This is a genomic window from Acinetobacter sp. ACZLY 512, assembly GCF_023614015.1.
Taxonomy (GTDB): domain Bacteria; phylum Pseudomonadota; class Gammaproteobacteria; order Pseudomonadales; family Moraxellaceae; genus Acinetobacter; species Acinetobacter soli.
This window is the reverse complement of sequence record NZ_JAKIVI010000003.1, coordinates 215,560-236,033: the sequence shown is the minus strand read 5'-3', so window position 1 is coordinate 236,033 and position 20,474 is coordinate 215,560. Positions and strand designations below refer to the sequence as shown.

The following is a 20,474-nucleotide window of genomic DNA, read 5'->3' as shown; positions in this document are numbered from 1 at the left end:
ATGCAAATTTTAGACTTTGCATCAAAGTTGAACACGATTGAAGGTATTCAGATTGTTTAATCTTCGCACAAACCTTATACTTTGCTCAATTCGCAATGAGTTAAAGCATTCGCTTTAGGGAAACTGGTGTAAATCCAGTACTGCCCCCGCAACGGTAAAAATGTAAATCATATTTGATAAGCCTTTTGGGCTTACACCACTGCACTTGAGGTGTGGGAAGGTGAATATGCTTGTATCCAAAAGATACGCCATTTGAGTCCGGAGACCTGCTTATTGCTTCTATCCACTCAATCATTCACGTGGGGTGAATGTATGGAGCATAAAACATGTCTATTTCATTTCAGCCTACCCGTTTGGTGGGGGCAATCGCAATTGCGATGGGGTTTTCTTCAACAACTGTTTTTGCTGATGATTCAACAGATGCAACTCAACTTGATCCGATTGTGGTGACTGCATCAAAATCTGAAGAAAAAGCCAGTGAAGTGCCTGCGCGAATTTCAGTAATCGATGAAAAGACGATTCAGCAGAATCCTATTGCTGATCTTCCATCTCTACTAATGAAAGATGCAAGTATTAACATAAAACAAAATGGTGGTTATGGTCAGACTGCCTCCGCATTTATAAGAGGAGCCAGTTCAGGACAAACATTACTATTACTGGATGGTATGCGTTCGAATACAGCGACAGTGACTGGACAAAATATTCATTTATTTGATACATCAGATATTCAACAGATTGAAATTTTGAAAGGCCCAGCATCCGTACAATACGGAACAGATGCAATAGGTGGAGTAATTCAATTAATTTCTAGCACTCCAACTAAAAATAAAATTTCTACTACTATTGAAGCTGGTGAAAAAAATACATACAAGTCAATTTTAGGCCTAGATCTTGTTAAAGATGGATACTATGCACAAATTCGTGGACAAAGGTTTGAAACAAATGGAGATCGAATCATAAGTGATGAAGATCAAAAAGCTGGGTTTGATCAAAAAGGTTATTCTGCAAAAATCGGTATAGATAAAGAAAATTATGCACTATCAGCCGAAATGAAAGAAAATAAAGGTACAGGTGACTATTTTTCTTATGGCTCTCCGCAAGCCTATGATTTCTTAAATCGCTTATACAATGTAAATGGGCGTTTTAACTTTTCGGATAATTTAATTTTTAAAACTCGTTTATCCCAATTTGAGGATGAATACAATGTGATTAAAGCTTTATACCCCTCTATAGTGAACACTAAGCAACAGGAAGTAGATTCAAATCTCCAATGGGTATTTACTGAGCATCAAAATATTTTGTTGGGTGTAGAACACAATAAAACATCCGCAGAAAAAGTGGCTGCCTACGTTGGTGATGAAGGTTTTGATGACTCAAACTCATCAACAGGATATTATTTACAACATCAATATCAAAATAATGGTTTGAATACACAAGCTGGTATTCGATTAGAAGATAATGACCAATTTGGTACACACACTGTTGGGCAACTTGCAGCACGTTATAAAATTGCACCATTAACTAGTATATATGCGAATGTTGGCACCGCTTTTAGGGCACCAGTGGTCGGTCAAATCATAACGCAACCCTCGTGGTGGGGTGGGAATCCTGATTTGAAACCCGAAGAAAGTGTGAGTTACGAGATAGGATTAGATCAAAAATTAAATTACGGTCTAAACTTATATACATCCATTTATCATACCAAAGTTGATAATTTGATGGTTTCATCTGCCGCTACAAACTATAAATTTTACAATATTGATAAAGCGACAATCACAGGTGCAGAACTTGGTCTGAAATGGGCACTAAATGAATGGTTTGTGAATGCTGAATATGCATATATTCGCTCAATTGATGAAACAAACCATAAAGATACACCTAATCGACCACGTCAGAACCTTACAATGTCTGCAGGTTGGGACAATAATATATATGGCTTTTCCACTTCATTAGTAGCAAAAGGTTCAGCAAACGATATCAATGATGTTCCTGGATATACAACGATTGATATGAGTGCTTACTGGCAAATTAATCCTAATATAAAAATCTTCTCAAATATCAAAAATATTGGCGATTCAACGTATAAAACTGCATGGAATAATGAAGTCAGCTCATATTATATCGCAAGTGGAAGACTTATATCTGGTGGCGTAACACTCAGTTATTAATCCGGCAGTCCAATAAAAATATTTTATTAACTCCATTTTCAGGATAATGTCTCACGATATTATCCTGATTTTATTTAACCCTCTTACACATCTTTAGGAAATCTTATGGGACATCGTTTAAGTAAAATTTATACCCGCACAGGTGACTCAGGTACAACTGGGTTGGGGGATGGTTCACGTGTCGCAAAAGATGATTTAAGAATTGCTGCACTCGGCGATGTCGATGAACTCAATGCGATTTTGGGCGTTCTGCGTGCACAGATTGAAAGTTCTATGCTTGAAAACAAATCGACATGGGATAAACATTTAAGCTTGATTCAACACTGGCTCTTTGACTTAGGCGGTGAGGTTTGTATTCCAAACTATAACTTACTGCAACCGCTAAGTATCGAGTTTCTAGAACGTGATATCGATCAAATGAACGAACACTTACCAAACCTTAAAGAGTTTATTTTGCCATCAGGCACTTTAGTTTGCAGTTATGCGCATCAAGCACGTGCGGTGTGTCGTCGGGCTGAGCGAAGCCTGATTGCGGTACAGCAACGTGATCAGAATATCCAGAACACTTCCATTCAGTTACTCAACCGTCTTTCAGACTGGCTGTTTGTGGCTTCACGAGCATTGCAACGCGAGGCTGGTGGCAGTGAAGTGCTGTGGCAAAAAAATATTAATGACACCATTTAAGCGCTAAAATAGTTTTTCTGTTCTGAGCGTAGGACATTTATGCGTATTATTGGCCATCGCGGTGCGCGCGGCGAAGCACCGGAAAACACACTGGGTGGATTTGAATATCTCAAACAGCTCGGTGTTCGTGCTGTCGAGTTTGATGTTCGGCAGCTCAAAGATGCTACAACAGTCATCATGCACGATGATTCGTTTTTAAGAACTACCGGTCACGCTATTTCGCTCTACGAGTGTATACAAAATGATCTGTGTCAATATGATCATCGCCTGAACTGGCCAGTATGGGCTCAAGCCGAATATACCCCAACTTTTAGTCAAGCAATGGCCGTTTTAAAAGACTTTGAACACATCGAGGTCGAGATCAAACATGTCGAGGATCTGGCTCAGGCTGAACGACTAACTGCTCGGCTGGATATGGAGCTGCAAGACTTTCATGATCAAATTATCATGACCAGTTTTGACGAGAAGGTATTAACAACGCTCCAAACTCACAAAAGTCGTTTTAAGCGCGGTTTTCTCATCGAAACCGATATAAAAGCTGAAGCCATAGAAAAGGCACTGGCTTTAGGGTGCTGTCATATCGGATGGATGGATCGACTGGCCACACCCGAGATGATTCAACTGTCGCATGATGCTGGGCTTACCATCAGTGTATGGACAGTCAATGATGTTGAACGCGCGAAAGCATTACGGGATTTAGGTATTGAAGGGTTGATTACTGACGTACCTAAATTGATGCTGGCACATCTCGATTAATCTGGGCAGGTTGGCCCTGCCCGCTGGCTTATTTTCGCTGTGCCACAATCAGCACATTTTGTTCTTTATCGAGTAAAAGCAATTCATTGCCCTGACGCTTGAAGCTCACAATGCGTTGTAAAGCATCCATCAAGTTGGCTTCCTGCACCAAAGCTCGGTCACACACCTGATGATCTGCTTTGACATCAAAACTCAGGCGAGATTGACTGAAATTATAAAGATAACGTCCAAAGACCGGATTACAGCCTGTATGTCCATTTACCGTATTCAAGGTTGAATTCAGGCGAATAGCTGGCAATTGGTTAAAGAAGTTGGCACGTTTTTGCTGAATATGCGTAATTTGCCATGTAACATCCTGTACACCATCGGTAGAGCGCGGTGTCTCAGTCGATTTCACCGCATGATTGGCAGTGTGTTTTTTATTGTGTTGTTGTTTTTGTGGAGGGGCTTGTGTGCTCTGACAAGCGCTCAACAGTGAAGCCAAACTTAAAACCGCAACGATGTGAACGATTTTTATCAACAATTTTTCCTCCTTGTTTTTTGATCGAAATGACCTATGTTTCTTGCGATAAACATACGATAAAATCAATCGATCCTTTGTTGAATTCTGTTACTGTTTCTTTGAATACACTTGTACAATAATGCTAGTGAACATATGTTCGCTCATGCTAATATGCGTAGTACATCGCCAGTAATCAAAAAAATTTCTGGGCCAAGCTGTTTTGTTTTTTAACCTTTGTTACACAAAGGCTTCTAGGAGCGCTGTCGGAGATGAATCCTCCCCTACCTCAAGCCCCAATTAACTGGATTGCCGTTTTTGCCTTAATTTTTTTACCGCTCGTTGCAATTATTGCAATTCCCCTGTATGCCTATCACCATGACTTTAGTGCTGCTGCATGGGTGAGCATGTTTGTATTACTGGGAATCAGCAGTCTGGGCATTACAGCCGGTTACCATCGTCTTTGGGCGCATCGTGCCTATGAAGCGACATTACCTTTAAAAATCATTTTGATGATTATGGGCACTTTTGCGGTTCAAAACAGCGTGCTTTATTGGGCGTCGGGCCATCGTACTCATCATCGCCATGTCGATGATGTAGAAAAAGATCCGTACTCGATTAAAAACGGATTCTGGTATGCACACTTGGGCTGGATGTTAAAAAATTATCCTGCAGCTGAACCAAACTTTAAAAATGCACCAGACCTACTCAATGACAAACTGGTGATGTTCCAGCATAAATATTATGTTCCGCTGGTGATTGTGGTTCATGTGGCAATTTTGACACTGGTGGGCTGGGCAGTTGGCGATATGTGGGGCGTGGTTTTACTGGGCGGTTTGGTTCGACTGATCTTGAGCCATCACGTGACCTTCTTCATTAACTCACTGTGTCATATGTGGGGCAAGCGTCCGTATACTGACGAAAACACCGCACGTGATAACTTCTGGTTGGCAATTGCGACTTGGGGTGAAGGCTACCATAACTATCATCACATCTTTCAGTACGACTACCGAAATGGTGTGAAATGGTGGCAGTATGATCCAACAAAATGGCTCATTTGGACTTGCTCAAAACTTGGTTTGGCTAAAAATTTACGTCGTATTCCAAGCTTTAATATTAAAAAAGCTGAACTCGCGATGAAGTTTAAGTACGCCGAGCAGGACTTGGCAATCTATGGCCATGATGTCAACTCTGACTTGGTGCAAATGAAGCAACGTATTGCTCAAGAATACGATGCCTTTACACATACGCTCAATGACTGGGCCAAGTTAAAAGAGCAAGAATTGCATGCCAAAAAGGCAGCGGTGGCAGAAAAAATTCACCAGATGGATCACAAGCTCAAAGTTGATTTTCAATTGCTTGAACACCGTTTGAGTCATCATCGTGAATGTCTGGAAACCCTGATGCGTAATGTCAAAAAGCGCAATGCTGTTTCAGAATAAACCAGAATTTTAAAAGCCCCACTGGGGCTTTTTTTAGGTCTGTTGCTCGCGAATTTGGTTCAATCTAAATTTTTGCTATAGTGACCGTTCAACCGATGAGTTCTCACCATTATGCTTTTCAATTCACGCTACTCGACTTTAAACGCTAAATTGTTTCACCAACAATCACCTGTTCCTCTTAAAGGAGCAAAAGCAGGTCATTTCAATGCTGCTCTGGCAGATGAGTTACAGTGGAACGAACAAGATAAAGCAGCATGGGTTGAGATTTGTAGTGGTCAAACTGTATTTGAGCAATGCCCTCCACTTGCGATGGTGTATGCGGGCCATCAATTTGGTCAATGGGCCGGACAATTAGGCGATGGCCGCGGTGTGTTGATTGCTCAAGTGTTAGATCGATCTGGACGTAATATAGACCTACACCTTAAAGGTGCCGGGCTAACGCCTTACTCTCGTATGGGCGACGGACGTGCAGTGCTGCGCTCGGTAATTCGTGAATATTTGGCTGGCCATGCACTCAATGCACTTGGCATTGCATCTAGTAATGCAGTTGGTTTTACAACGTCAACCCAAGGTGTACAACGAGAAACTCTTGAATTGGGTGCCATGTTACTACGCACCTCGGATTGTCATATTCGACTTGGGCATTTTGAATGGATTAATCAATATGCTCCTGAGCTTTTGACAGAATTCACCCAAAAGTGTATTGAATGGCATTATCCTGAAGCACTTGAAGCAGAACATCCTGTTTTGACATTTGCCGAGGGCGTGATTCAAAAAACCGCTAAAATGATCGCGGATTGGCAGTTGGTCGGCTTTGCCCATGGTGTCATGAACACTGATAATTTGAATATTACGGGATCGACTCTGGATTTTGGGCCATTTGGATTTATGGAACGTTTTCGCCCTAATTGGATCAACAACCACTCCGATCATCAAGGCCGTTATGTTTATCAAAATCAGCCGAGTATCGGACACTGGAATTTATGGGTATGGCTTAATAATCTGATTCCATTGGCCAAAGAACAAGATAAAGAAGAATTTAAGCAACAACTGGTCAGCTGCCTTGAGGCTTTTGAACCAGCATTCTTGGCCTACTATACCGAAGGCCTATGTAAGAAAATGGGCTTACCGCAGTTTCATCATGACAGTTTCGATTGTGGCATGGCATTTTTACGCATTTTACAAAGCGAACAACTGGATTACACCCAAAGTTTTCTCCGCCTACAACAGCATGATTACACTGCACTTCGAGATGACTGCCTAGACATCCGGCAATTTGATACTTTTCTGCAGCAGTACCATCAGATTCGAGAACATCAAGATATTGTAGCGCTTGATCAGACGATGTCTGAAGTGAACCCCGTTTACATTTTACGTAATCACATGGCGCAGCACGCAATTGAACAAGCTGAACGCGGTGACTTTTCAGAAGTAGAGCGTTTATTTACCCTACTTGCCTCACCTTTTACACGCCAACCTGCACTTGAACGAGAGCAGGATCTAGCACCTTTGGCAAGTGATGTTCCTGAAGTGATGGTGAGTTGTTCATCCTAAAATTCACCATTGATATCTGGCGTACAGATAGGCTCCCATACGATGCGCACGATTGGTATTTAAATTATCTGTTAGATATTTAAATCCAATATTTTCATGTTCAAAAGAGAGTCCATAGGCGCGAGACTGTGGCTCATAATGAATCCCTAGTTCACCGAGTGTGAATTGATGAAATACATTGAGTTGATAGAGCGTCAGGTATTCATTCGATAGCGTAGAAATCCCCGCTTTCCATAATGAAGAGGCTGGCGCGTAATTGATTGATGATGTGATTTTATAAGGTAAACGCTGGTTATAGCGTTTATGCACACCGAGTTTACCTTGAATATCAAATCTTGGTCGTTGATCTTGATCGTACTTGAGTTCGTATTGAGTATAGGGTGCATTTTTCCAGTATAGATAACTGAAGATATCTTCTGCATGCAGGCGGATATCAACTCGATCGAATAATCGTCCTGCTAATCCAACATCCAAAGCATAACCATAGCCACGATTTGCTCGGGCATCCCAGCCCATATTCTCCTCTTTCAGCGCTGGCTTGTCATAACTATAGTTTAGTGAAGCATTCAACCAATCTACTCGCTCTAGAAGCTCTTGCATCTGAGTGGTTTGACCTGCTCCCTGAAAATTTCCATCTACATAATGACGACCAATCAAGGCCGTTAATCCTGTTGTAAGCGTCAAATTGTCCTGTAAAGACCAGTCATAGGCAAATCTTGTCCCGACTGCATCCACATGTGCTGCATTTAGTTTTAAGTAATAGCGCTGGTCTGCATCAATCGGTTGATCATTTTCAATCTGATAGTAGAGTTTGGCCAAATCATGACTAAAGTTTAAAACATAATCGTAGCGCCATACCCAGGCATAGTTCCAGTTGCCTTGTTGGAGGCCCAATTGCATTTTGCCATGAGCAAATGCATTGTTTCCAGATCTCAATTTTGGATCTTGCCAATCATCTAAAAAGGACTGAATTGCAATTGGCTGGCTATAGAGATCAGCATTTACACGATATTCAATTTGCTCGGCTTGAGCAAAAATAGAACTTGATACAAACGCAAAGCTTAAAAAATAAATTTTCATGATAAACCAAACAAAAGAGCAGCTTCATAAGCTGCCCTTGTTGTAAATGTTAAGGTGCAATCGTGATAATGGTGTTATCGGTAAATCTCGCGTTATACAATGATCCCGATACTTTGGATAAATCGCCATAACTCGTGCTACCGACCATGATCTTGGTTGGAACAAAGTTATCCAAATCTGGAATTGAAACATAAGCGCCATTTTTATGTTTCACTGTTGCAGCAACTGTTGGTTTGTCTTGATCAAGATTTGAAGAAACGAATTGAATATTCAGCGCATTGCCATCTACATCAATATCCGCTGTTGCATTGCCCACTTTAAATTCATTTCTTAAGCCATTTACCTTTAAGCTAAATGGTGTCTGCTTGTTTTTGGCTTTTAAATTTCCTGTCAAAACGATATTTAGAGAAATATTTAAGAAATTATTGATTGATTCCTTGTTGCCTGTAATATCAATCGGTTTGTTCAAGTCATTGTTTAACTTAGCGCTGGCTTGAATACTAATGTTATCCTGATCTTTGACAGTTGCCACGCCATCTAGTTTAAGTTCATACGGGATCAATCGAACAAAACTATTTCCGTTATCGACCATGGTCACGGCTTTTGCCTGTCCTGACAGCTCTTTAAATGTGCCTACAAAGCTTTCGTCGGTAGTGAGCTCAATATTTTTAAGCGTTGTCGTTACCGAAGTCGCCATTTCATTTTCGGTACGCTCATCGAAGATTTTGGCATCAGCGTAAAGAATCGAAACTGAAGAATTATCTTTAAATTTAACTATCGCTTTCTTTTTATTGGCATTGACGGTTTCAAGTTCACTGTTTGCAAAAATACTATACACGTGCGTTGATTCTGCCGTTACTACTGATGGCTGTGATAGGTTTAACTGCTTAACCTGTAAGGTAGTTTTATCTGCATACAATGAGATTGGGTTTTGACCAGACACAAACTTGAAACCCGCCCATCGTTCGAAATCGGTTGATCCAGATACTTTTGCGGTCAATCCATTTACTTCAATTTTAAGTGCATTATTGGTCAATTTGAAATCTGGCGCATACAATTCGGATGCTGCATAAAGCCGATCTATATCTTGTGCTGAGTACGTTTTGGTTGAACCTTTTGCATCTTGAAGCGCCAACTCAGACAGTGTCAGCAACAAATTGGTACTATCTTCAATGTCCGGACTAATTTCGGCGACTGCATCGATAGACGGTTGATAGGTCTTTTGAATCTCATCAAAACTATCGTAATACGACACAATTGTATTTGTGGTCTGAATGAGTTGTTTTGCTTTGTCTAGGTCACTCATCGTATTAGAAGAACCACTTCCATTATTGGATGAGCCAGAGTTACTCGATGAGTCTCCCCCACCACCACCGCAAGCAACGAGTAAAGAAGCGAGTGCGATCACCAAGACTGTTTTCTTGAATATCATTTTTTATCCTTTTTTATAATTACACAAAAAAACAAAATCTACATAAAGACCTCAATTTTTACAACACCCCAAACAGACTATTCTGTATATTTAAAATTAAGTTTCTATTTTTTATGAAATTTATTATTTTCATATCATTCACTTTTAAAGATAACAAAGTATATGTGCTTCGATTAAGTGATTACACTTATCCCCATTTTCTGTGGATAACATTGTGATTATCCACAGGATAAGTAACTTGTATGCAAGATAACAGATCTCAATTTTTTATTGATTCTTCTAATATCGACCTTTATTCAGGATAAGAAAAAATGAACACTGAAGAGATGAAAAGCTATGCGCTCAGTCTGGCGCTTAGCCTTCCACAGACGAATTTAAGTCAGCCATTTTCAGCCGATTCAGATGTGGTCAAAGTTTTTGATAAAATTTTTATGCTTGCAGGGCATGCGCACGGCCAAGGTTGTATTACTTTAAAAGTAGATCCCGTTCAAGGCGAAATGCTCAAAGATACCTATAGCTGTATTCAAGGTGGCTATTACATGAATAAACGCCACTGGATTTCAATTTATGCAGGCTCTGAAATAAGTGCAGATCTCATTCATGATTTAATTCAAGATTCTTACTTATTGGTAGTGAAAACGCTAAATCGAGCTCAAAAAAATCAGTTAAATTGGACTGACAACTAAATTGACTCCGTATCGACATGCGAGATGATCTTAAAAATAAAAAACGCACCGTTTAAACAGTGCGTTAGTCTCAAATTAGATGTATTTATCCATTAGTCTTCAGGATATTCAAAACGATACCCAACCCCATATACCGCCTGCACCCATTCATGGCGATTACCTGTGTCTGCGGCTTCACTGATCTTACGGCGTAAATTTTTAATATGGCTATCGATCACACGGTCTGCCACATCAAAACTGTCTGGATTGATATGATCTAGCAGTTGCGCCCGTGAATACACCTGCCCCAAATGCTCCAAAAATAGCTCCAGTAAGCGAAACTCGGTTGGGGTCAGGTTTAAGGCTTTTTGTTTATACCAGATTCGTTGCTGTGCCTTATCAATACGAAACATATCATTTTGTTCAGGTTCGGCTTTACGATCAAGACGACGTAAGACTGCCTGAACACGTGCTACCAGTTCTTTGGGGCTAAATGGTTTGCAGACATAGTCATCCGCGCCCATATTAAGCCCCAATACTCGATCAATTTCCTCTGTACGCGCGGTCACCATAATAATCGGTAAATCTGACTGTTCACGCACTTTACGGCAAATGGTCAAACCGTCCATACGCGGCACCATCAAATCCAGAATCATCAGATTGGGTTTACGCTGAACAAAGCTGTCATACGCCTCTTGGCCATCATGAAACATACTGACTTCAAACCCAGACGCCTCTAAATAATCACGAACCAGATGAGCTAATTCCACTTCATCTTCAACTAACATCACATGTTTCATGGATCAAATTTCCTTAATCTTTGATTGTGTTTTTGGAAAAGTCAGAATGCAACGCAGACCACCCAAAGGCGAATGATCAAAACGCAATTGGCCACCCAGCGCTTGTGCCAGCTTCGACGACAATGCCAAGCCGAGTCCAGTACCACCGGTGCTTCGTGTACGCGAATCATCAACACGATAAAAACGTTCACCCAAGCGCGCCAGCTGTTCGTCGCTCAGCCCAAGCGGACTGTCATCGACAATTAAAGTCCACTCCGATTCATTTTGTTCAGTATGAATCTTGATCTGCCCGCCAGCTTGCGTATAACGCACACTGTTACTCAATAAGTTCACCACAATTTGTTTGAAGCGATCTATATCTAATTGTAACGTAGTGCCTTCTCCTGCAATCGAAATTTGAAGTTCGGCCTGCTCAAACTTTGGCTTGAAGTGCTCAACTTCCTGTACCAAGACCTCCCACGGATTGACCTCGGCCATATAACATTTCAATTGCTGGGCATCGGCTTGGGCCAAATCGGCCAGATCTTGGGTCAGTTTTTTCAAGCTACTGACCTGACTCATCATGGCCGTCAAATGCTGCGGTGTGGCTTTACGGATGCCGTCCTGCATCGCTTCAATTTGTGCCTGTAAAACGCTTAGCGGAGTTTTTAGCTCATGCGACGTATCGGCCACCCATTGACGTCGAGACTCTTCATGCTGATACAGAATTTTAGCCAATTGATTTAATTGGGTTGCCAGATCACCTAACTCATCATTACGTTTAATTTCAACCTGATGCTTATAATTTCCACGGGTTAATTCACGTGTGGCATTGAGCAGACGTTGAATCGGCTTTTTAAAATAAGTCGCCAATAAAAGCGCCGCAATTAAACTGGTCAAGACCGACAAAGCATAAATCAGCAATAAAAAGCGCTTTTGATTGCTAAAGAAATTAATACTTAAGGCATCGTCTTCATCGAGTACCGGTTTTAAGCCCAAATATCCCACAATCTGGTCTTTGACAATAATCGGACGATAGGAAATCTGCTCATTGGCACTTTCTCCCACCACAAACTGATGCTTGGCATCGTATAACGATAACCGCGAACTCAACCCCAATCGGTCTGGCATGGCAATAAAACGCTTTTTACCGTCATGATGCATCATGTTGGCCATTTCGGAACCACGCGCTGGTGCTTTTTTCTTTTTGCCATCATCTGGACGGAAAAAATTCTGATTCGAACTGAGTGGAAATTTCAGACCTTCAAAAGGCTGATACTCAGAAGGCAAATTATCTTTTAAAAACTGCCGTTCTTGCTCGTCCAGTACGGGTCTATTTTTAAGACGGTTTTCGTTGGTCAGATCGGGCGAGAGCATAATCATGTTTTGCTCATTGAAAAAACGCTGCTGCAACGCAATATCGTACTGACGGCGTAACCACCAGCGTGACAGACGATCATAATCATCTGGCGCGGCCTGTCCTTCAATTTGTAAAATCTGCGCCTGAATGGCATTGCCCCAATCGCCATAAGTGGTATACACATTGGCCAAATTGGTGATCAAATGATCCAGCTTTTGCATTTCGACATCGGCCACATATTTGGCAAAATTTTTCTGCATGGTCCAGTGCAAAACACTCAGACTCACTGTGGTAATCAGCAAGGTGGTGAGCAGTACGGTTAGAAACAACCGAAGCGCAATGGGAACGCGGCGTATTTTCAAAAGCGAGCTCTCATGATTCGTTTATCTTTTCTATTGTAATCAACACTCAGGCAAAAAAGTCTCCATTGTTCCTTCATGTTTATTATTTAATCTTTATTAGGTTTTTAGTCAGCATACATCCTAGCGTTGTTCACACACTAAATCATTCACTTCGGGGATTCAACATGAACAAAATGGCAAAAATTACACTCTGTATGGCTACAGTGATCAGTATGGGGAGTTTGGCAGCCTGTCAATCCACCATGCCACCTCAAGATCCCAATGCACCTAAAATGATGGATGGCCCGGCAGGCAAACACTGGATGAAACATCACAAACTTACCCCAGAACAACGAGCAGACATGCAACAGCGACGCGCTGAGCGCAAGGCTGAATTTGAACAGATTCAAAAAGCATGTACAGGCCAAGCTGTAGGTCAGACCATTCAGGTAAAAATGGGAGACAAAACAATTGATGGAACCTGTGAGTTACGCTTTAAGCCCAGCAAAATGAATGATCGTATGGCCCCTCCTCCAGCGCCAGCCGCATAAATTTAGCACATCATAAAAAAGGCACTTCGGTGCCTTTTTTTCTGGTCACATCTTTTTACGATTTTGACTATTCCTTTCATTTGAAATTCATAAAAAATTTATATGATTTAATTACTTGTATATTTCAAGATAATTTTCTTTGACTTTACAGTCATGGATTAGACTCCCCGAAATGCTTGTACAGGGGTATAAGTTATTGCACGATGTAATTCATAAGAAAGGTACCTTCGGGTATCCAACCGTAATCGACAGGACATTAGAAACGCTGGTTTAACCAGTATTGAGGAAACCGATATGCCACAATACAAAGCGCCTTTACGTGATATGCAATTTGTTTTGCATGAGTTACTAAATGCTGAAGAGCACTATGCAAAACTTCCTGCATTCCAAGAGAACGTAAGCCGTGAACTGGTTGATCAATATTTAGAAGCGGCTGCAGATTTCTGTGAAAACGAGCTTTCTCCACTCAACCAAATTGGCGACCGTGAAGGCTGTACATGGAATGATGGCGTAGTCACGACGCCAACAGGTTTTAAAGAAGCTTATCAAAAATATATCGAGCTGGGCTTTCCGTCTTTAGCCGCAGAAGAAGCTTACGGCGGTCAAGCATTGCCAAATTCACTCGGTATTGTGATTTCAGAAATGGTCGGTTCGGCTAACTGGGCATGGGGTATGTATCCGGGTTTATCGCACGGTGCAGTGCGTACCCTTGAGCACCATGGCTCAGCGCAACAAAAGGACACCTACCTACCAAAACTCGTTTCAGGCGAGTGGACAGGTACGATGTGTTTGACCGAATCACATGCAGGGTCTGACTTAGGTATTATTCGCACCAAAGCAGAACCAAATGCAGACGGTAGCTATGCCATTTCGGGTGAAAAGATTTTCATCTCGGCGGGTGAACACGATATGGCCGACAATATTGTACATATTGTCTTGGCACGCTTACCCGATGCGCCGAAAGGTACCAAAGGCATCTCACTATTCATTGTGCCAAAATACTTGGTCAATGAAGACGGCTCAATTGGTGAACGCAACGGCGTCCGCTGTGGTTCAATCGAGCACAAAATGGGAATCCATGGTAATGCGACCTGCGTATTGAACTTTGATCGTGCAACAGGTTATTTAATCGGACCTGAAAACCGTGGTCTCAACTGCATGTTTACCTTTATGAATACCGCACGTATTGGTACGGCTGTTCAAGGTTTGGCAGCATCGGAATCATCATTCCAAGGTGCTTTGAGCTATGCCAAAGACCGTTTGGCGATGCGCTCACTCTCTTCACCAAAAGCACCACAGAAAGAAGCCGATCCGATTATTGTGCATCCAGCAGTTCGTAACATGCTGCTTACCCAAAAGGCATTTGCAGAAGGCGGCCGTGCTTTGGTGTACTTGCTGGCACTTTATGCCGATATCGTCGAAAAAGGCGCTGATGAAGAAGAGCGTAAGTTTGCCGACAATATCTTGTCGTTGCTGACACCAATTGGTAAAGCATTCCTGACCGAAACCGGTTATGAAGCAGCTAACAAAGGCGTTCAGGTCTTTGGTGGTCACGGCTTTATTGCTGAACACGGTATGGAGCAAATTGTACGTGATACGCGAATTGCTTGCTTATACGAAGGTACCACTGAAATTCAGGCACTCGACTTGCTTGGCCGTAAAGTACTGCAAACCCAAGGTGCCATGTTGCGTGACTTCACCAAAATGATTCACAAATTTGTTGAAGCCCACAAAGACAACAGCGCCATGAAAGAGTTTATCGAACCGCTTGCGGCTGTAAACAAAGAATGGGGCGACATCACCATGCAAATTGGAATGCGCGCGATGCAAAATCCAGATGAAGTGGGTGCTGCCGCAGTCGATTACCTTTATTACGCAGGTTATGTGACCTTGGCCTACTTATGGGCGCGTATGGCACAGGTCGCGCTTAGCAAACTCGAAGAAGGCTCAAGCGATGTAGATTTTTACAACGCAAAAGTGACCACGGCGCGTTTCTACTTCCAGAAAATCTTGCCGCGCGTTCGCTCACATGTCGACGTATTGTCTACGGGTGTTGAGTCATTGATGTCCTTAGAAGCAGAACACTTCGCGTTCTAATCACAGTTCGGGATCGATTACAACGGCCCCCAACCAGAAAAGGACTGATCAGTTTTGACAGTCCTTTTTTTTCAAATTAGATGTTACATTAAAACCACTGACAACGCTGTGACTCAATGCATTTTCTGTGCAATATTAAAGACATAGAACTATGCAAAAATATTCAAGGTGAAGAATTATGCCAATTTATAATGCGCCACTCGCAGACATGCGATTCATCTTAAATGATGTATTTCAAGCTGAACAATTCTGGCAAGCCAACGAACATCTTGCCCATGTCGATGCAGCAACTGCAGAAGCTATTTTGGAAGAAATGGCAAAATTTGCTCAAAATGTCACACTCCCTTTAAACCGTTCAGGTGATGAAGAAGGTGCACGTTATGAAAATGGCCAAGTCTTCACGCCAGCGGGCTTTAAAGAGGCCTTTGCACAGTACGCACAAGGCGGCTGGATCGGATTGGGTGCCGACGAAGAATGGGGCGGTCAGGCCATGCCTAAAATGTTGACCGTGCTGGCCGATGAAATGCTGTTTGCGACCAACCCTTCTTTTTTGCTCTACCCGCTCCTATCGGTTGGTGCAGGTATGGCCTTGAGCAGCTATGCATCACAAGCGCAAAAAGAAACGTATTTACCTAAAATCTATTCAGGTGAATGGTCAGGCACCATGTGTTTGACTGAGCCACATGCCGGTACCGATTTAGGGATTATTAAAACCAAAGCCGAACCGAACGCAGATGGATCGTACAACATCACTGGAACCAAAATCTTTATTACCGGTGGTGATCACGACCTAAGTGAAAATATCATTCATTTGGTATTGGCCAAAACGCCTGATGCACCCGCAGGTTCGCGTGGTATTTCTTTATTTATTGTGCCGAAGTTTTTAGTCAATGACGATGGAAGTCTTGGCGAGCGTAACGCAGTCAGCCCAGGTTCGATCGAACATAAAATGGGAATTAAGGCATCGGCCACTTGTGTAATGAATTTTGACGGTGCCAAAGGCTTTTTAGTGGGTAAAGAAAATGAAGGCTTAGCCGCAATGTTTGTCATGATGAACTATGAACGTTTATCGATGGGTATTCAAGGCTTGGGGGCTTCAGAGTTTGCCTACCAGAATGCGGCACAATATGCCACAGACCGCTTACAAGGTCGTAGCGCATCAGGCGTACAATCGCCGAGCAAACCAGCCGACAGCATTTTGGTTCATGGTGATGTACGCCGTATGCTCCTGAATGTACGTGCCAACAATGAAGCATCACGTGCCTTTGCCGTGTATGTTGGGCAGCAACTGGATATCACCAAGTTTTCAACCGATCCAGAATCCGTAAAGAAAGCCAACGACCGCGTGGCTTTGCTGACGCCAATTGCCAAAGCATACCTCACCGACACCGCCTTTCAGGCAACTCTAGATGCCCAGATGTGTTTTGGCGGCCATGGCTTTATCCGCGAGTGGGGTCTGGAGCAATGTGTTCGTGACTTACGTATTTCACAGATTTACGAAGGTACCAATGGTGTTCAGTCTCAAGATTTGATTGGCCGTAAAACCATTAAATGTGGCGGTGCGTATATCGGTGAATACATCAATGAAATTCGTGATTTCGCCAATACGCTTGCCGCAGATTTAAACTTCATTAAGGATGCAACACTTGATGCTGCCACTGAAGTTGAGGCTGTAACGCAGTTTATTATTGAACAAGCCGCTGAAAATCCAGACTTTCCAAACGCAGCAGCAGTCGATTATTTACATGCGGTCGGTTTACTCAGCTTTGCCTACATGTTTGCCAAAATCGCGGCAGCGGCCAAAGACAAATCTGGTGAGTTTTACCAAAATAAATTGTCGTTGGCACGGTACTTTGTTACCCGCATCTTGCCGGAGCTTGAATCACGTATTCGTAAAATCGAAGCGGGTTCTGATTTGGTCATGAGTTTTGATGAAGCCTACTTTACCGCACAGTCTTAATCCGCTCGATTAAAAAAAAAGCCTGCACATGCAGGCTTTTTTTATTGCCTTATTTAGGGAAGAAGCGTTCTACAGCAGCTGCCATATCAGGTTGAATCTCTTGCAATGCAGCGACCACGCTTTCTTTATTTTCCACTGTACGATTTTGACTGACTTTAAACTTGCCAACAATTGATTCAACCTGCAACTCAATTGCTACAATTTTCTCAAGCTGTTCTTGTATAAACGCTTTTGGTGCATCTCCGATTCGCCACGGGTTTAACTGCTCAACTTCATGCTCCCGCGTTAAACGCGCTAAAATACCGCGCAAATGGCTTTCATCTTGAATACAGCGCAACGTTCCTTTGGCGTGGACTACTCGATAATTCCATGTCGGCACGACATGATGATCTACATGTTTGGAAGCATACCAATTCGGTGATATGTAGTGTTGTTCTGCCTGAAAAACGACATAAGCTGGACGTGTAGAGGCTAACAGTGCATAGAGTGGATTAGCTTTTGCAATATGTGCACGCAATGTATGAGCAGTTGCTACAGACATATCTAGCTCAAACGGTAAATGATTAATCTCTAACTCACCATGATCATCTGTCACAATCAAGGTTCCCAAAGGATTCTGCTTGATGAGAGTCTGTAACTCCCGTATATCATTCACTTCAAAATGTGGCGGTAGATACATTCATTCCCCCTTGTTTATATTTTTGATCTAAATTTCGGCCAAAAGGCTTAAAAACATCCACTTGAGCCTAATGTCTTGTGTCATGCGCATGAAATTTGCTTAGTGTACATCATACCTTTAATTGATTGCCGAGTTCATTTATGTCTTCTTCTAAACGTCCAAACAGGCTTGAAGCGTTACTCGATCGCTTTGGCAACTATGCTGTTGAAGCATTTCACTATATTGCCCTATTTATTATTGGTTGTATGGTGGTGTGGTCAGCCATTCACACCACCATTGACATCTTCACGGTAAAATCTTACGCCACCATTGATGATATTTTGCTGTTGTTTATTTATTTGGAATTGGGCGCAATGGTCGGGATTTATTTTAAAACCAACCATATGCCAGTGCGCTTTTTAATTTATGTGGCCATAACCGCCCTAACGCGATTGCTCATTTCAGATATTCAGCATAACCATAAAGCAGATGTTAGCCAGTTGATCATTACCGGCTCAATTCTAATCTTGGCCTTAGCCATTTTGATTGTACGTTACGCCTCATGGAACTTCCCCTCTGTGATCCGTGAAAAGCATCAGACACGCCCTTTAGAACAAGGCAAAACACCACGTCCTGAAGACGATGAACTGGCATAGAAAAGCCCATCCTGCCTCAAGCAGTATGGGCTTGTTAAGCTGTCAAAATTAACGATGCGCCAGCAAAATCTGCGCGATAATGCCGGTTGCGACAGCCACCAGTACATAGCGACCGTCAATGTACGTCCAACGATGCTGTGGCGGTGGTGGAGGCAATTGATAGTCATACCAGTTGTTTACATAGTAACGGTCGGAGTAATACTGCGGCGGTAAGCGATAACCGGGACGAAAACCTTCATGCACGCGATAATAACGCGGAGCTGGCGAAGCATAGTAATACCGGTTTTCTACAATACGCATGTGTGGGGGTGGCCCATAAGATCGCCAGTCACCACGATGCCAATCATCTCGGTGCCAATCTGGATGATGATATGGCCCATCATGCTCACGGTTCCATTGATGACCGGCCCAATCAGGTGGATCTGCCAAGGATAAAGTGGAAGTTCCAAGCAGGACGACAGCGAGTGAAGCAGCGATAATTTTTTTCATTTCGAAATGTCCACAGCATGTGACGCTTGAATCAGCATAAAACTATGGCAAGGATAAATAATGTATAAATCAGCGTGTAGTGCAAGCAATTGTTATTGTTTTTGCCACGATGTAACTTAGCTTAAAATCATGGAGAAGTAGCGTCAGTCATCCTCTAAATATAAAAAAACCACCGCATGGCGGTGGCTCTTAAATTGAATCAAATTAGTAAACTTGATAGATCCGATGGTTGTAGTTTGAAACCAGCAAATAACGACCATCTGCTCTCACCCAGTGATAACCACGCGGTGGAGTTTTCAAGCGATAGGCACGCCAGTTGTTCACTTGATAGCGGTCATGACGCCATGCCGCTGGTAAGCGATCACCGCGCTGAAAACGATGCTCACGGTAGTCACGATGACCGTTATCATGACGGCGGTCATGATCCCATTTGGCAGCAGGTGCATGGTGACGATCACGTGGGCCATGACCACGATCCCAGTCAGGGCCTGCAAACGCAGTAGCCGATACCCCTAACATCATTGTAGATACCACAAGCGCTTTGAATACAGTATTCATCTGGATGTCCTTTCTTCATCTCTCTATGGACTCATGGTAATGGCCGCCCAAGAAGAAAGGATGGACAAAAACACAGGCTTTACTATCTGATTGTAATCATCATAAAGAAATCATGAAGAGATGTAACACCTAAGATTCATTCTCATTTTTATCTTAAGACCATTTTCAAGAAATAAAGCCAGCACAATCAAAGGCTCGTACATTCAAAAACGATTAGCGAATACCTTCAATTGTAAAATCTGGTGAGGAAATAAGAAGATAATGCTGATCTATCCGAATCCAGCGACGACCTTGCGGTGGCTGATACAAGCGATTGTCGGACCAGTTTTCGACCCAATAGCGGTCATCACGATATTCAGTCGGTAAAATTTGGCCCACTACGAATACGTAGCGGGGTTGTCCAGTATGCCAATGATGGGGTCGATAAGGACGAGGAGATGGCACTTGTTGATTGCTAAAGCCGACGGAGGGTACAGGAGGCTGATTCGCCGAGCGTGACGGATAAACCAGAGGCACCTTTTGATTGGAAAATCCAACAACAGGCGCAGATGGTGAGTAATATGTATTTGGGCGTATTGACTGCTGTTGCATTCGATCATCGTGTGCCCAAAGACTCGTTGAGCATACTCCAATCATCATCACGCGTCGCAGGTTTCGAACCATATGAATCAACATGCGCCTCTCCCAAACCATACAGTTATCTTCTCTAGTGTAGAGGAAAACCAGTCAGACCCTACATGACAAA

At 42.6% G+C, this 20,474-nt stretch carries 19 protein-coding genes and 1 riboswitch; of the genes, 10 read left to right on the top strand and 9 right to left on the bottom strand.

Translation table 11 applies throughout. The features are described from left to right. The first annotated feature begins 80 nt into the window (after positions 1 to 80). A riboswitch (cobalamin riboswitch) is annotated at positions 81 to 288 on the top strand. A gap of 38 nt (positions 289 to 326) precedes the next feature. The 3 genes from L2096_RS05670 to L2096_RS05660 all read left to right on the top strand — a co-directional run bounded on the left by L2096_RS05670 (position 327) and on the right by L2096_RS05660 (position 3,608). After that, complete coding sequence (locus L2096_RS05670) at positions 327 to 2,168, top strand: TonB-dependent receptor plug domain-containing protein (protein ID WP_250365019.1); 1,842 nt, start codon at positions 327 to 329, stop codon at positions 2,166 to 2,168. Positions 2,169 to 2,273: 105 nt separating this feature from the next. Next, on the top strand, positions 2,274 to 2,852 hold the full coding sequence (locus tag L2096_RS05665) for a cob(I)yrinic acid a,c-diamide adenosyltransferase (protein WP_048765423.1): 579 nt from the start codon (positions 2,274 to 2,276) through the stop codon (positions 2,850 to 2,852). A gap of 39 nt (positions 2,853 to 2,891) precedes the next feature. Beyond that, positions 2,892 to 3,608 (top strand): glycerophosphodiester phosphodiesterase, encoded by a 717-nt coding sequence (locus L2096_RS05660; protein ID WP_250365018.1) that lies wholly within the window; start codon positions 2,892 to 2,894, stop codon positions 3,606 to 3,608. Positions 3,609 to 3,636: 28 nt separating this feature from the next. On the opposite strand, the gene L2096_RS05655 is transcribed toward L2096_RS05660, so the two are convergent. Beyond that, the gene (locus L2096_RS05655) at positions 3,637 to 4,131 is read right to left on the bottom strand and encodes an META domain-containing protein (protein ID WP_250365017.1); all 495 of its coding nucleotides are present in this window, start codon (positions 4,129 to 4,131) and stop codon (positions 3,637 to 3,639) included. 248 nt (positions 4,132 to 4,379) lie between these two features. Between L2096_RS05655 and L2096_RS05650 the strand changes: the two genes are divergently transcribed. Continuing rightward, positions 4,380 to 5,549, top strand: a complete 1,170-nt coding sequence (locus L2096_RS05650; protein ID WP_250365016.1) for an acyl-CoA desaturase — start codon at positions 4,380 to 4,382, stop codon at positions 5,547 to 5,549. Between the two features lie 111 nt (positions 5,550 to 5,660). Beyond that, positions 5,661 to 7,103, top strand: coding sequence for a protein adenylyltransferase SelO (locus tag L2096_RS05645; protein WP_250365015.1), 1,443 nt, complete (start codon positions 5,661 to 5,663; stop codon positions 7,101 to 7,103). Between the two features lie 3 nt (positions 7,104 to 7,106). Here the strand turns inward: L2096_RS05645 and L2096_RS05640 are convergent, their stop codons facing one another. Continuing rightward, positions 7,107 to 8,183, bottom strand: a complete 1,077-nt coding sequence (locus L2096_RS05640) for a hypothetical protein (protein WP_104124628.1) — start codon at positions 8,181 to 8,183, stop codon at positions 7,107 to 7,109. A 49-nt stretch (positions 8,184 to 8,232) separates the two neighbouring features. Next, a complete protein-coding gene (locus L2096_RS05635) occupies positions 8,233 to 9,615 on the bottom strand; it encodes a hypothetical protein (RefSeq protein ID WP_250365014.1) in 1,383 nt (460 codons plus the stop codon). 311 nt (positions 9,616 to 9,926) lie between these two features. On the opposite strand from L2096_RS05635, the gene L2096_RS05630 reads away from it, so the two are divergent. Continuing rightward, positions 9,927 to 10,301, top strand: coding sequence for an MmcQ/YjbR family DNA-binding protein (locus L2096_RS05630; RefSeq protein ID WP_250365013.1), 375 nt, complete (start codon positions 9,927 to 9,929; stop codon positions 10,299 to 10,301). A gap of 92 nt (positions 10,302 to 10,393) precedes the next feature. Here the strand turns inward: L2096_RS05630 and L2096_RS05625 are convergent, their stop codons facing one another. Next, positions 10,394 to 11,080 (bottom strand): response regulator, encoded by a 687-nt coding sequence (locus tag L2096_RS05625; RefSeq protein ID WP_048765438.1) that lies wholly within the window; start codon positions 11,078 to 11,080, stop codon positions 10,394 to 10,396. Positions 11,081 to 11,083: 3 nt separating this feature from the next. Beyond that, entirely contained in the window at positions 11,084 to 12,781 is a 1,698-nt protein-coding gene (gene baeS, locus L2096_RS05620; protein WP_119026342.1) for a sensor histidine kinase efflux regulator BaeS, read from the bottom strand. Positions 12,782 to 12,945: 164 nt separating this feature from the next. Here baeS and L2096_RS05615 point away from each other — a divergent pair, with 164 nt between their 5' ends. The 3 genes from L2096_RS05615 to L2096_RS05605 all read left to right on the top strand — a co-directional run bounded on the left by L2096_RS05615 (position 12,946) and on the right by L2096_RS05605 (position 17,368). Continuing rightward, entirely contained in the window at positions 12,946 to 13,311 is a 366-nt protein-coding gene (locus tag L2096_RS05615; RefSeq protein ID WP_004943537.1) for a hypothetical protein, read from the top strand. Positions 13,312 to 13,605: 294 nt separating this feature from the next. After that, entirely contained in the window at positions 13,606 to 15,408 is a 1,803-nt protein-coding gene (locus L2096_RS05610) for an acyl-CoA dehydrogenase C-terminal domain-containing protein (RefSeq protein WP_004933074.1), read from the top strand. A gap of 178 nt (positions 15,409 to 15,586) precedes the next feature. Then, complete coding sequence (locus L2096_RS05605; RefSeq protein ID WP_119690196.1) at positions 15,587 to 17,368, top strand: acyl-CoA dehydrogenase C-terminal domain-containing protein; 1,782 nt, start codon at positions 15,587 to 15,589, stop codon at positions 17,366 to 17,368. Between the two features lie 49 nt (positions 17,369 to 17,417). Here L2096_RS05605 and L2096_RS05600 read toward each other — a convergent pair whose 3' ends face one another. Next, a complete protein-coding gene (locus L2096_RS05600) occupies positions 17,418 to 18,047 on the bottom strand; it encodes an FMN-binding negative transcriptional regulator (RefSeq protein WP_250365012.1) in 630 nt (209 codons plus the stop codon). Positions 18,048 to 18,187: 140 nt separating this feature from the next. Here L2096_RS05600 and L2096_RS05595 point away from each other — a divergent pair, with 140 nt between their 5' ends. Then, on the top strand, positions 18,188 to 18,682 hold the full coding sequence (locus L2096_RS05595; protein ID WP_004943542.1) for a phosphate-starvation-inducible protein PsiE: 495 nt from the start codon (positions 18,188 to 18,190) through the stop codon (positions 18,680 to 18,682). A 48-nt stretch (positions 18,683 to 18,730) separates the two neighbouring features. On the opposite strand, the gene L2096_RS05590 is transcribed toward L2096_RS05595, so the two are convergent. The 3 genes from L2096_RS05590 to L2096_RS05580 form a co-directional block, all read right to left on the bottom strand. After that, positions 18,731 to 19,171, bottom strand: a complete 441-nt coding sequence (locus L2096_RS05590) for an RcnB family protein (RefSeq protein ID WP_048765445.1) — start codon at positions 19,169 to 19,171, stop codon at positions 18,731 to 18,733. Positions 19,172 to 19,375: 204 nt separating this feature from the next. Then, positions 19,376 to 19,729 (bottom strand): RcnB family protein, encoded by a 354-nt coding sequence (locus tag L2096_RS05585; RefSeq protein WP_004943554.1) that lies wholly within the window; start codon positions 19,727 to 19,729, stop codon positions 19,376 to 19,378. A 213-nt stretch (positions 19,730 to 19,942) separates the two neighbouring features. Next, positions 19,943 to 20,404, bottom strand: coding sequence for an RcnB family protein (locus L2096_RS05580; RefSeq protein WP_250365011.1), 462 nt, complete (start codon positions 20,402 to 20,404; stop codon positions 19,943 to 19,945). Positions 20,405 to 20,474: the final 70 nt, after the last annotated feature.